This window comes from Methylocucumis oryzae, from assembly GCF_000963695.1.
GTDB lineage: Bacteria > Pseudomonadota > Gammaproteobacteria > Methylococcales > Methylomonadaceae > Methylovulum > Methylovulum oryzae.
The window spans coordinates 1-12,927 of the sequence record NZ_LAJX01000029.1 but is presented as its reverse complement, the minus strand read 5'-3'; the positions used below and the strand labels follow the sequence as shown (position 1 = coordinate 12,927).

General features: G+C 43.0%; 9 protein-coding genes and 2 pseudogenes. 3 read left to right on the top strand and 8 right to left on the bottom strand.

All coding sequences use genetic code 11. From position 1 onward, the window contains the following. Nucleotides 1-63: 63 nt before the first annotated feature. The 7 genes and pseudogenes from VZ94_RS22195 to VZ94_RS32645 form a co-directional block, all read right to left on the bottom strand. On the bottom strand, nucleotides 64-2,673 hold the full coding sequence (locus tag VZ94_RS22195) for an SDR family oxidoreductase (RefSeq protein ID WP_052700199.1): 2,610 nt from the start codon (nucleotides 2,671-2,673) through the stop codon (nucleotides 64-66). Nucleotides 2,674-2,719: 46 nt separating this feature from the next. Continuing rightward, the gene (locus VZ94_RS27940; protein WP_239649626.1) at nucleotides 2,720-3,091 is read right to left on the bottom strand and encodes a polyketide synthase; all 372 of its coding nucleotides are present in this window, start codon (nucleotides 3,089-3,091) and stop codon (nucleotides 2,720-2,722) included. Between the two features lie 39 nt (nucleotides 3,092-3,130). After that, nucleotides 3,131-3,532: pseudogene (locus tag VZ94_RS30165) on the bottom strand (beta-ketoacyl [acyl carrier protein] synthase domain-containing protein); the annotation flags it as partial. Beyond that, nucleotides 3,498-3,853 (bottom strand): annotated as a pseudogene (locus tag VZ94_RS32650) (beta-ketoacyl synthase N-terminal-like domain-containing protein). The pseudogenes VZ94_RS30165 and VZ94_RS32650, both read right to left, overlap by 35 nt. Further along, complete coding sequence (locus VZ94_RS03950; RefSeq protein WP_045778247.1) at nucleotides 3,774-4,607, bottom strand: acyl carrier protein; 834 nt, start codon at nucleotides 4,605-4,607, stop codon at nucleotides 3,774-3,776. Before VZ94_RS03950 ends, VZ94_RS32650 begins: the two are co-directional and overlap by 80 nt. Before the next feature lie 223 nt (nucleotides 4,608-4,830). After that, entirely contained in the window at nucleotides 4,831-5,157 is a 327-nt protein-coding gene (locus VZ94_RS03945) for a nucleotidyltransferase family protein (protein WP_045778246.1), read from the bottom strand. Next, a complete protein-coding gene (locus VZ94_RS32645) occupies nucleotides 5,111-5,371 on the bottom strand; it encodes a nucleotidyltransferase substrate binding protein (protein WP_082081361.1) in 261 nt (86 codons plus the stop codon). The genes VZ94_RS03945 and VZ94_RS32645 overlap by 47 nt, the downstream gene beginning before the upstream one ends. A 161-nt stretch (nucleotides 5,372-5,532) precedes the next feature. On the opposite strand from VZ94_RS32645, the gene VZ94_RS03940 reads away from it, so the two are divergent. The 3 genes from VZ94_RS03940 (at nucleotide 5,533) to VZ94_RS03930 (ending at nucleotide 11,141) form a co-directional block, all read left to right on the top strand. Next, nucleotides 5,533-7,449, top strand: a complete 1,917-nt coding sequence (locus VZ94_RS03940) for an ATP-dependent nuclease (protein WP_052700197.1) — start codon at nucleotides 5,533-5,535, stop codon at nucleotides 7,447-7,449. A gap of 325 nt (nucleotides 7,450-7,774) precedes the next feature. Next, the gene (locus VZ94_RS03935) at nucleotides 7,775-9,421 is read left to right on the top strand and encodes a UvrD-helicase domain-containing protein (protein ID WP_082081360.1); all 1,647 of its coding nucleotides are present in this window, start codon (nucleotides 7,775-7,777) and stop codon (nucleotides 9,419-9,421) included. Nucleotides 9,422-10,235: 814 nt separating this feature from the next. Then, nucleotides 10,236-11,141, top strand: coding sequence for a LysR substrate-binding domain-containing protein (locus VZ94_RS03930; RefSeq protein ID WP_045778245.1), 906 nt, complete (start codon nucleotides 10,236-10,238; stop codon nucleotides 11,139-11,141). 145 nt (nucleotides 11,142-11,286) lie between these two features. Here VZ94_RS03930 and VZ94_RS22180 read toward each other — a convergent pair. Further along, on the bottom strand, nucleotides 11,287-12,927 hold a 1,641-nt coding region (locus VZ94_RS22180; protein WP_052700194.1), incomplete at its 5' end, for a transglycosylase SLT domain-containing protein.

Here is a 12,927-nt window from a genome sequence, read left to right as displayed (position 1 = left end):
CCCCGTCTTGCCATAACGGCCAGTTAATGGCTAGCGATTTACCACGCCGTTGACCATTGGCGACTAGGCGTTGGCGATAGCTGCGTATGCGTCTAAAAAGCCATTGGCAGCAGCATAATCAGCTTGTCCCGCGCTGCCTAAGCTACTCGCGACCGATGAAAACAGCACAAAAAAATCTAAATCATAGTCAGCGGTGGCTAAATCTAGGTTAAGCGTGCCTTGCACTTTAGCTGCAAACACGGCGTTAAATTCAGCTTCGGTTTTACGCGCAATAAAATTATCGCGTAACACCCCGGCGCAATGTAACACCCCATTTAACTGGTTAAGATCGGTGATGGCGGCCTTGAGCGCCGCCGCATCAGCGAGATTGGCTTGGCGATAAATGAGTTTAGCGCCTGTTTGTTCAATAGCCGATATTTTGGCGTGTTGTGCACTGCTTAAAGGCGAACGGCCTAATAACACCAATGTTACCGGTTGTACGGCATTAGCAATCGCTTCAGCGAATAACAAACCTAAACCACCGGCGCCACCTGTAATTAAATATACACCACCGGTTTGATAGGCAATGTGCTCAGGAGGGTGAGTTGTTGCCGGTTGCCAGCTTAAGGTTTGATACGACTGACCATTAAATACTAACTGGCTGTATTCAAAATGAGCTTGTGTTTGATGAATCAACGCCGCTAAATTTGATGTACTCAGCGTTTGGGTCAAGCTAATCAATTGACAACGTAATTTGGGGTATTCTCTGGCGGCTGATTGCAACAAACCCGTTAAACCGCGATAAAGTGAGGCTTGTTCAGGTTCGTAAATAATCAGTTGTAATAAATGCGTCCCAGGTTGGTCATGGCTCATTAAGGTTTTAATTTCTGCAAACAGATTTAACGCATACGCTAAATACATTTCAGCGGGTGAGCCTGTTGCGGTTTTTAGTTGCTTTAGCGTGGCTGAGCTTGTTAAGCCGTTGAGCGCTAGGTCAGGTGCAAAACCTAATAATAAGACGAGATGTCGGGTAAGCGTTGGCGGTGTAATCGGTTGGTTTAATGTAACGGTTTGCCAGTCTGGTGCGCACAGCAACAACTGATGACTGTGTTCATTAGCAAGCATTGCCGGTTGGTTTACGCGAGTATCGGTATTGCTGATAACGCGTGAAGAAAATCCGCGCAGACGCAGACAAACTTGGCCTTGTTCATCAATAGCATCCATATCGAATTTTTGCACATTAACGTTATCCGCATGGCCTGGTGTGCGCCGTAACCAAACCCATAGCTCGTTAGGCATAGGCGCGAGTATCTCTAACTCGGTTAACGCAAATGGCAGCGAAGCCGGTAAGCCCGTTAACGCAGTTAAATCCAGTTCCGGGCTAAGCTGGCCTGTCGCAAATAACATGCCTAGCGTGGTTTGTAACACGCCATCGAAGACGCCTGGATGCCAATAAAATCCTGATAAATCCGATGGAATAGCGCTGGGAAGACTGAGTTTAGCGAGTACGTCGGGTGCGTCGCCTTGACGATAATACAGCCAGTCTATGCTTTGATGGGTTGCGCCATAGTTTAATCCTAACGTTTGAAATACTTGATAGCACACAGATTTTGATAACGGCGTGCTGTCAAAACCTGAGATTAATGCGGTTAAATCTAGCGTTTCAGGCTGGCATGGCGTTAATGATGTGATCACGCCTTGACCATGTAACACGCGTTCAGTATCGGCTGAGTTTTCAGAATAAATTTGAAAACGTAAGCTATCCTCCATATCGGTGAATAAGCTAATGTGTAACGGTGCGGCATTCGCGCTAAAGCGGTAAGGGCTAATCCACACTGTGTTTTTAATGCGTACTGGTACGGGTTGGCTATTATTAACCGCTAACACATAACCCGCTCTAGCCATTTCTAAGTAGGCCACACCGGGTAATACGTTGGCGTTTGCTATCACATGGTCAGTGAAAAAACATTCATGACCAGAAAATTGACTGCTAAAGCGCAGTTCGCCGACGCGTGAGGTATTTTGTTGTAATAGCGGGTGTAGCCATGACGTTGACTTAAGCGCATGACGGTTATGGCTTAATGACAGGTCAGGCAACCAATAGCGTTTATGATTAAAGGGGTAAGTCGGTAACGGTATGCGTCTAGGTTTTGGGTTAACATTGCTGTACAAACTTTGCCAAGCAACCGGAATACCTTGTACCCAGCGTTGCGCCAAAGAAGTTAAATACTCAGGCGAGTCAGGAGGTGTTAAGGTTAATAGCGTGTCTGTTGGGCTGGTTTTTGGGCGTTGGCCTTGGAAAATCGCGTAGCCAGCCGTGTGATTGGTCAAGCTAGCATTCAGCGCGTGGCTTAATTGTTCTAAGCTGTTGACGACGGTAGCCCAGCGATAAGCGTACTCGCTACGGCCCACTTGTAAGGTATAGGCCAAGTCGATTAAGCGAAGATTATCCCGATTAGTTTGGGTTAAATACTCGTATAACTGCTTAATCTGTGCATTTAATGCATTAGCTGTTTTAGCCGATAACACCACTACATGCTTGCCGTCATTCATAACGGGTAACGGTTCGGCGCTATACTCTTCGATAATCACATGCGCATTGGAGCCACCGGCACCAAACGAGCTAACCCCAGCGCGGCGCGGATATTCAACGCCATCGATAACCGGTTTAAGCCAGTCGCAGCCTTGTTGCAAAATATAAAACGGACTGTGTTCTAGCTCTAATAACGGATTTAACGTCTCACAATGTAAGCTTTGATATAAGCGTTTTATGTTGTAACGACAACAGCGTTTTAATCACGCCCGCAATGCCGGCGGCGGTTTCGGCATGACCGATATTCGATTTTACTGAGCCTAGGCCGCAAAAGGCTTGGCCATTAAACGCTACGCCTAAATGCTGTAAATGCTCAGTAAAGGCCATTTTTAAGCCATTGATTTCAATAGGGTCGCCTAATGGCGTACCGGTGCCATGACACTCGATAAAACCTATCGTGCGCGGATCGATACCGGCTAAGCGTTGCGTTTCAACGATTAAATGCGCTTGCGCTTTAGGGTTAGGCGCGGTGAGTGAGGTTGACAAGCCGCCGTGGTTTTCTGCCGAGGCGCGCAACACGCCTATAATCGTATCGCCATCGGCTTCTGCTTGAGCTAAGGGTTTTAATAACACTGCGCCTATACCATCGCCGCGCGCATAACCATTGGCGGTATTCGCAAAGGTCTTACAGCGACCATCCTCACAAATCATGCCGACTTTGCTATACATAATATGCATATCCGGCGTAATCATTAAATTAGCACCACCGGCAATCGCGTATTCACAGCCTTCATGCTGAATGCTCAACGCCGCCCTGTGCAAAGCCACTAGCGAGCTGGAACACGCCGTATCAATGACTTGGCTAGGCCCGTGAATATTGAGTAAAAACGAGATTCGGTTAGGACAAAACATATGCCCTAAACTGGTTAAATGTAGCGCTTCTATCGCACCGGCACGGTCGATTAAATGTGCATAGTCTTGTAGATTAATACCTAAAAACAAACCGACTTTTTTTGCCCGAAAACGATTCGGGTGCGTAGCCCGCTGTTTCTAGTAACTGCCAAACGCATTCTATAAATAGCCTATGCTGCGGATCCATTAACTCCGCTTCTCTAGCGACATGCCAAAAAACTGCGGGTCAAATTGGTCTATGTGAGGGATAAAACCGCCATATTTGACATTGCTAAACTCACCGGTTTTTGGGTCGCCAAACACCGAACGCCAATCCCAACGCTCGGTAGGGACTTCGCTCATACAATCGTCACCGCTCTGTAAATGCTGCTCGAACTCGGCTAATGTCTGGCTTTGGGCAAAAACTGCCCGACATGGCGATAATTGCAATGGGTGGATAAAGCGTTTCGGCGTGGGTTGGCGGTGCTAAATGGGCTGGGGTTTCGTTATCGTGAAGGCTGGAATCAGTGGGATAAGAAAGGCTGCTATTAACTTCGGTATGAATGGCAGGCGTGACGCTAATCGTTTGCCCGGTGCTACTAATAGCTTGAAAACGGTCTAGCCAAGATTGTACTTCTTGGTCTAATGGGTCTGGCTCAGTCGGTGCTTGATGCGTAACGACTGGTTCGGTCTGGCTTGGCGTTGTGGTATAGCGCTTTAACACCGAGGCTTGAAAACGCTGGTATAAAATTTCAGCCAGTTCGTGTAAATGCTTAGCTTCAAAAAAAATCGTCGGCGCGATGGGGCGGTCTAACAGCTCGGCAATGCGTTTAATAATCTCTGTCACTAAGATGGAATCGACGCCATAACGCGCCATATTCTCATAAGGATCAATACGCTCTAGTGGGATTTTTAACACCGTTGCGGCAATCTCGACCACCGAGGCAGTAAACTCCGTTAGGTGTTCTGAACCGGTTGCAGAAAAACCGCTCCATGCGTTTTCTGCATTTACCACATCCTTGTGGCTTGGCGAAAGCGGGGCTTGGCTTTGTTCGCAAGCCCCTAAGCTACAATGTGAAGCGGGATTAGGCTTTGGCTTTAATAACGCGTCTGCCGCTAGCGTTGCGCGCGCGGCTTGAATTAATTCTGCATCTATCAGTTGTTGCATCACAGCGTCTAAGCTGTTGTCGTCATAAGAAGCCATCAATTACTCTCAACGTTTAGTTATAGCGGTAGTGGGGCTAGCTAGGTGATTGCAGTACAAGCCTTGGCTTGTATTCGTGCAAACCCAGGTTTGCACTCCTGCTGCTACCGCTGTTCCGACTTTCGTAGGGTACGCTACGCGTACCTTATGCACTCACCCGTCAGCCACGGCGTTAACGGTGTGAGTATAACATGGTTCTGATGATGGGCTGTGGCTTGGATAACTAAGCTTTTACAGGGGTAGTCGTTGACAACAAAACTTTTTCTTGGTTAACAATAGCTTTAAATGCCTCACTGACGCTGCATAAATCAACACAATCGACGTTATAAGGTAAGTTAGATTCGTCAAAAGCCTCGTGTAGTGCGTATCGCTCTATGCGTGTTAACGGACGACCTGCATCAATAGCTAGGTCTAAATCGGAGGCTTTTCTATTTGTGCCTTTAGCGCGCGAGCCGAAGACCCAAACGTTGGCTTCTTTAGGTAACGTTTGTTGCAAAATCTTATTAACAATCGCTAAGTCTTGTGGGCGAATCGCAAGTGATGCGGTCACACTGTACCTTCTTGTCGTGTTTGAATTTGTTGCAGCAAAAAGCGCGCTTCATTAAGGAAAGTGGGTAGTGCGGCAAAAAAATTTCGGCGGCTTTAGTTTCATCATAAGTGTGGCTAGTTGTACCACGATCTTTACGAAACGCTTGCCAGGTTGAAATTTCTGCTTGTAACAGGCCTAGTGCATAGCCTCGTCGAATCAACTCGTTAAATGTCATTTCTTCGGCGGCGGCTGTTAGCTAATTCTGAATGACAAAACGCCAATGCTTCGTCTAACTTGGCTATTGCATTTTGTAACGCTGATAAATCAAGTTGCATACAGATTGTCCCAGTAGTTTGTTAGTTAATAGTTTGTATTTTATAAATAAACTATGCTTAAATGCTAGACTTTGTATATGGTTTTATCGTTTTTCAAACTACACAAACATTTGCCAATAAATATTCTAAAGGAAATTTTATGCATCTAAATCGATATTGCTTACGCAATTTCCGCCGTCTTGAAGATGTAACCATTAATCTTGAAGAAACTGAAACAATTTTTGTGGGTGCCAACAATGCTGGTAAAACATCCGCTACAGCCGCATTTAGGCTTTTTGTATCGCGTGACCGTGGTTTTAAAATCCATGATTTTTCTTCCCCATTAATTGCTGAGATTGATAAATTTGGCCAGACCGAGATTAATCCAGATGAAGAAGAACTAAGTGAAAAACTCCCCAGCATTCAGCTTGATTTGTGGTTTACGGTCTCTCCATCAATCAACTATGGTCTAGTTGCTCATTTATTACCTACATTACAGGAAAATTATTCAGAAGTAGGGATAAGGATATGTTTCTCCGTGGATGATCCAGTCGAATTACATAATGCTTATTTAGCAATATACCCGAAAAGCGGTAACCAAAAGCCGTTATCTCATTTTTTGTCGCAATCCAATAACTTAACAAAGTATTTTTCATTAAAATATTTTGTCCTTGAGAGGTTCTCCGATACAGAGGCACCAAGAGCAACGTTAATGGATAAGCAAATTAATGGGCCTAAAAGTTTATCCATGTTATTACGTGTCGATTATGTGGACGCACAGCGCAATATTGATGACAAGGATTCTGCTCAGAGCAATCGGTTATCATCTGTTTTTACAGCGTTTTATACGCATAATCTAAACCAACGCAATCACAACGTAAATTCTGCTCAAGCAATTGATAAAAATAACGAAGAACTAACACAGCATTATGAAACGGAATTTAAGCCGCTTATAAAAATTATCGCTGGTTTGGGGTTTCCAGGTTTAAATGATCGTGGGCTTAAGGTTATTTCTAATCTCAGCCCAGAGAAAGCTCTGAGTGGTAATACCGCTATTGCGTATCTGGATAATGAAACGAACCATGAGCTTCCAGAAGCTTATAACGGTTTGGGGTTTAAGAACTTGATTTATCTGGCAATTCAAATTGCCCACTTTCAAATTCAGTGGGTCAATACAGAAACCAATCGTCCATGGTGCCAATTGATTTTTGTTGAAGAGCCGGAAGCCCATTTACACGCCCAAGTCCAACAGACATTCATCCGTAAAATCAGGGAGGTAATGAAAAACCAGCTTGCTGATACAGACTTAAAAGACCATTTAGCACAATTAGTCATTACCACTCATTCTTCCCATATAGTTGCCGAGGCTGATTTTCAATATATTCGTTATTTTCGCCGTTCACCTTCCAAATACGATACAAACTCAGTTAAACCTAAAGCTATTGCAAGCGAAATTTTTAATATTGCTAATTTTCAAAATGAGGCCGTACCTGAAAATATTACATTCCTAAAAAAATATTTGAAACTGACCCATTGCGATCTCTTTTTTGCAGATGCTGCGATTCTTGTTGAAGGCACGGTTGAGAGATTGCTTATGCCAACAATGATAAAGAAGGTAACACCTGAACTTCAGTCAGCGTATTTGACTATCCTTGAATTGGGCGGAGCTTATGCACATCGGTTTGCTGAATTATTGGATTTCATAAAGCTGCCAACGCTCGTTATTACCGATTTAGATTCCGTTGATCCAAATAACAACCATAGTGCTTGCAGAGCAAATGAAGATAACGCCGTAACTAGCAATGCGTCTATAAAATCACTTCTGTTGGGCATTAAAGAGAAGTCAACAAAAGAAGAAAAGAAAATTTCATCGCTTATAAAGTTAACGTCAAAAGACAAAATATGTTCAGACACATGTAATAGATATGTCACTTTTCAGCAGGAAATCCCCGTTCCAGATTATGGCAGTGACGCCAAAATGATTCCAAGAACGTTTTGAAGAGGCTTTTATTTACGAAAATATAAGTAAGGTTCGAGAAGGAAAAATCAACGCCTTTGTTGCTTTAGAAACAGTCCCTGATTTTGAGGTCGATTACCAAAAAGTATATGAAACCGTTAAAGCCAAAGAGTACAAAAAAGTTGAATTTGCATTGGAACAAATAAATACAGATGAAGAATGGATTACGCCAGCCTACATAGTTGAGGGCTTAAAATGGCTATGTGATTTGTTGGAATTGGAAAAACAGTCCGCAATCTTTTCAGAGGTCGTGTCATGAAAACTCATAAGGACACGCTTGCAGACTTGAAAATAAAAGCTTGTATTAATCTGCATAAAAATTTTTGCTGTCGTTGCTGGTGCAGGCTCTGGCAAGACAGGTTCTTTAATAAAGGCATTAGAATACATTCGCTGTAAATATGGAAAATCGCTTCGTGCTGCAAATCAACAGATAGCTTGTATCACTTATACAAATGTTGCGGTTGAAAACATTAAACGCCGGACGAATTTAGATGATTTGTTTGCCGTGTCAACGATTCACGGTTTTTTGTGGAGTTTGGTAGAAAATTATCAATCAGATATTTGTAATACGCTGAAAAATGAACTTATTCCAAAGCGAATCTCAAAAAAACAAGCAGATACTAAAGGGAATAGCCAAAAAGCAAAGCAAGCCCGTGAACAAGTGGCTAAATTAGAACATGACCTTAATCACATCCATCTTGTGTCCAAATTTAACTATGACGACAGTGGAAGACGGGATTATTCAACAGGTAGTTTAAATCACGATGATATAGTTGATTTAGTTTCGATGATGATTTTGCGACTGCCTAATTTGCAAAAAATTATCGGGCAAAAGTTTCCATATATTTTTATTGATGAATCGCAGGATACCTTTGGCAATATCATGGAGGCACTAAATCAAATTGCTTCGGAAGAGGGTTTGCCAATCATTGGTTACTTTGGCGATCCAATGCAACAGATTTATGAAAAACGCGCAGGACAATTCAATGGCCCATCTGATTATAAGTTAATCAAAAAAACCGAAAATTATCGTTGTTCAACCGAAGTCATTAAGCTGCTGAATGCTATCCGTCCAGATTTACAACAGATGCCGGGCACAAGCAATGTAACAGGTAGTGTGGAAATCAGGCTGATACAAGCTGAATCAGGCAATGGCAATCGTAATACTTATACAGATGACCAGCTTTCCAATGCACTAAAACAATTTGACATGGCACTTGTCCATTTTCAATGGGAAAACGCTGATGGTATTAAACAACTGTTTCTGACTAGGCAGATGATCGCGCATCGTCTTGGCTTTTCTAAACTTAATCAATTATTCACCGGAAACTACGCTTCACAAACCGTCGAAGATTCATTTAAAGAAGGCGAACACTTTGCACTAAAGCCATTCATCGATGTTCTGATACCTTTGATTGAAGCCCATAGAATTGATGACCATGCAGCCATCATTCAAGTTATGCGTGAACACAGCCCCTTGCTTGATCCAGAAGGTGTTAGTAAAGACTTAACTATTAAAACTGTGACAGAAAAAGCTCAAACAGCAATTAAAGCCTTAGTTGCTATCTGGCCTAACGAAACCATCAAAGAAATTCTAAACGTAGCAAATCAGCATGGATTAGTCCGCCTTTCAGAAACGCTTGCCGAGCATCTTCAGAGAGAACCCCGTTCAGAGGTTTACGATGATGTAGAACATGGGTTAGAAAAAGGCGACTGGCTGATGGATGAGTTTTTCAAGCATAAAGCTAATGAGCTTGTCGCATACCGAAAATTCATCCTTGATTTAACGCCTTACAGCACTCAGCATGGTGTAAAAGGCGATGAGTTTAAAAAAGTACTTGTGGTTTTTGATGATACCGAAGCAAATTGGCATAATTACAGTTTTTCCAAATTGCTAACACCAAGAACAGTGGGGAAGGAACCGACAGAAGGCCAAAAGCAAAAAAAGTCTTAATCTTGCATATGTGTGCTTTTCACGGGCGATACAAGATTTGCGGATTATCCTTTTTGCTGAAAATCCTACGGAGGCAAAAGCTGAATTGATTGCCAGAAATTTATTTAGGGATGAGCAAATTACTATTCAAATGTAAGGTACTCTTAATGTGGCTATATTAAAAGCGGTTGTTAAAACTAGTTTTTTAAGAGCTAATGAGTGGTTATCGCGAGGTTTTAAGTTAAGCCGGTTTTCGCTCCAGCATAGGCGATAAGTGATATTTATTTCCTAGCTGTCATTTGCATAAAGTGACTTGCTTCATTAAACCGTGAAACTTAATAAGTAACTGCTCATAAATTATTTAACACTTTTATGCCTATAAGCCGCTAAAAATGAGATTCTCCGGCGTTCCTTATTTTACTGGGGCGTTGGCATAGCTGTTACCTACCGACGCTTGGTACCCATATGTTGTGTACTTATCGGACCAATCCCCATCAAAAACTGTGTTATTCGGCCAGGCAAAGCGGGATTAAAGCGCTAAGCGGTTTTAATTTAAAACCCAAATTAACAACATATTTAGTTTCGTAATAGAAAGCTGACTTGTATTTATCAAGCATTACAGCGTGTTTAAGCACACGCTTTGCGGACACTTTGTTTGCCACTTAGGGCTATTTCAACGATAATCGCTTGGCTAGCCGCCTTTAGTTTTCTTAGGTTTAGTGCTTTTTGGCATTATTAATTTGGGACGGTTTTACAGACTATGTCTCTTACGTTAGCAGTCCGACAAAGCTACCTGATTTCTAGGCGAACGTATTGATAATAGTAGGGATTTGAAATGAAACATTTAATTTCGCTAGAAGCGCTGGAAGTTATCGATGCGATTGATCGCAAAGGCAGTTTTGCGGCGGCGGCGAATGAGTTATATAAAGTACCGTCGGCGATTTCCTATTCTGTGCAAAAATTAGAGCAGGATTTGGATATTGTTTTATTTAAAAAAGTAGGCCGCAAGGCGGTATTAACCGATGCCGGTAAGGTGTTGCTAGAGCAAGGACGGGAAATTTTAGCGGCTACCGAGCGTTTGGCGATTACCGCTAAAAAAACCCATAAAGGCTACGAACCGGTATTTACCTTAGCGATAGATTCATTACTTAAGCTAGATTTTATTTATCCTTATATCGCGAATTTTTATCAGTTGATGCCTGATATAGAAATTAACGTTTATGAGGAAGTATTAGGTGGAACACTAGAGGCGATACTGCTAAACCGAGCTGATTTAGTCATTGGTATTGGTATGCATAATCATGCGGGCGGCCCTAGTATTAAATATCAATTAATTAAGCAAATCGAATGGGTGTTTGTTTGCGCACCTAATCATCCACTTGCCGAATTCAACAGTCCTATCTTGCAGGAGCAAATGGCTTTGCATCGGTTTGTCGTGGTCAGAGATTCTTCAAGACAACAAGCGCCGTTAAATTGCAGGTTATTCGGTAAAAAACCTATGTTGCGTGTACCTAGTATTGGCGAAAAAGTGGCGGCAATACAGTTAGGTTTGGGGGTAGGTTTTGTGCCTAGACATAGAGTACAAGCTTTGTTGGAGCAAAAACTATTGATAGAAAAACCGGTGCAAGAATCGATTGCACCGGAGTCGATTTATATGGCGTGGAAAACAACGAATAAAGGGAAAGTGTTACGTTGGTTTATTGAGCAATTAAGCCATCATGAGTTTGGGTTACCAACTTAAGTAGGAACAGGGCATTCAGAGCGCAGGACGCCGTAAATACATCCCTGTAGGCTTGGTGGCAGCGTCCCTGCTGCCAACACCTGCTCTCTAAACGCCCTGTCCCTACTTGGCATTATCCCGTCTAAAGAGCATAGCCTGAGTTTGTTTAACCGTCTAATTTAGCCGGTTTGTTAAATAAAATAGATGCTTGTTTTTCGTTTGGGATAACTAGCTCTTGGCCTATCATGGGGGTTTGTTTTGCCGGTATCTGATTGGCTGAGCGTATGCTTTTTTCACTAACACCGAATTTAATCGCAATAGAGCTAAGGGTTTCGTTAGCGTCTACATAGTGAATGATAACGCCACGGTCTGACACTTTATCTTTAGGGGCGGTATTGAGGGGTGACACAGGGTTATCGGTGTCTAAACTTAAAAAAGGTAGGCTTGGATTGATGGTTGCTAACCAATCTAATTGCGTGTCATTGGCGTTAGACCAGGGGTTGAAGTTAGGTCTATCGACTTGCTTGACTAATTCAATCGCTTCTTGCTTGAGTTCTGGGTGTTGTATGCGCTGTAAGCGTTGTTGCAGTTGGTTAGCCTGGGCAATAGGTAGATGCAGTTGTATGGGTTTGTGTTCGGGGAATTCTTGTTTTTGATAGCCTGGATTCAGCGTTAACAGGTGTTGAGGGTTTATGCCAGATAATTCTGAAACGACCGTTAATGGTTGTTTAGCTAAATAATTCAGCGTAGCTTCGTCTTTTAACGTGACGGTAATGAAATAAGGTTCGTTTTTAACTTTGGGTAATCTGAGCTTATAGTGCTCTGGATTTGCGAACAGAGCTGTTACCGCAAGAAATTTGGGGACATAATCTTGGGTTTCTTGGGGCAATGTCAGTGACCAATAATCGGTGGCTAAACCGTTGGCTTTATTATGGGCTATGGCGTTATCAACAGTGGCTTGTCCGCAATTGTAGGCGGCTAATGATAAAAGCCAGTCACCGTTAAAATGCTTGTTTAATCGACCTAAAAATTCGGCAGCAGCACGGGTAGAGGCTGGAATATCATAACGGGCATCGAAGACTTCGTCTTGGTTAAGCGCGAAATCTAAGCCGGTTGTCGGGATAAATTGCCATATACCCGCAGCGCTTTTGGGCGATACTGCGTTGGCTTGATAAGCGCTTTCTACAATCGGTAGTAACGCTAAATCCATGGGTAACTGATGTTTACGCAATGTTTCGACAATATGGAAAAGATAAGGTGTTGCACGTTCAGCAACCCGGCTTAAGTAATCACTATGTTGTGCGTACCACGCTAATTGCGCTTGTACGCGTTCATAAGGCTGTTTATTAAGTTTCGGTGCGTTAAGTGTGGTATCGACGGTTTTTGCCGTGGTTGCTTGTGCGCTGTTTTGTTTTTTAGCAATGATTTTTTTCAGTAAAAGCTGACTTTTAGTTGGATTAGGCGGCAGTTCTTGTTTAGGCAGCGTGAGGTCAGGATTCGGTATATGTGCCGCTGCGACGCTTGTTTGGCCAGAGTTAGATTTAATTTTATAAATAACCGTTCTAATGCGTTCTTTTTTAGGTGCTAGCAATAGGTCAATAGAGTCTTTGTTAGCTGTTTTAGCGGAGTCGCCTGCAACAATCGCATCATTGACGGATTTAATTGTTGCTGGTGATAGTTTCAGCCAGCGGTTACCGCTATGAAGCGTATGCGGGAGCGGCTTTATTGCGGGCGTTGTGGCTTCTGGTGTTGCGGTTAGAATCGCTTGGTTGATTGCAACACTAGCTGTCGTTGGGGCTGGGGTAGG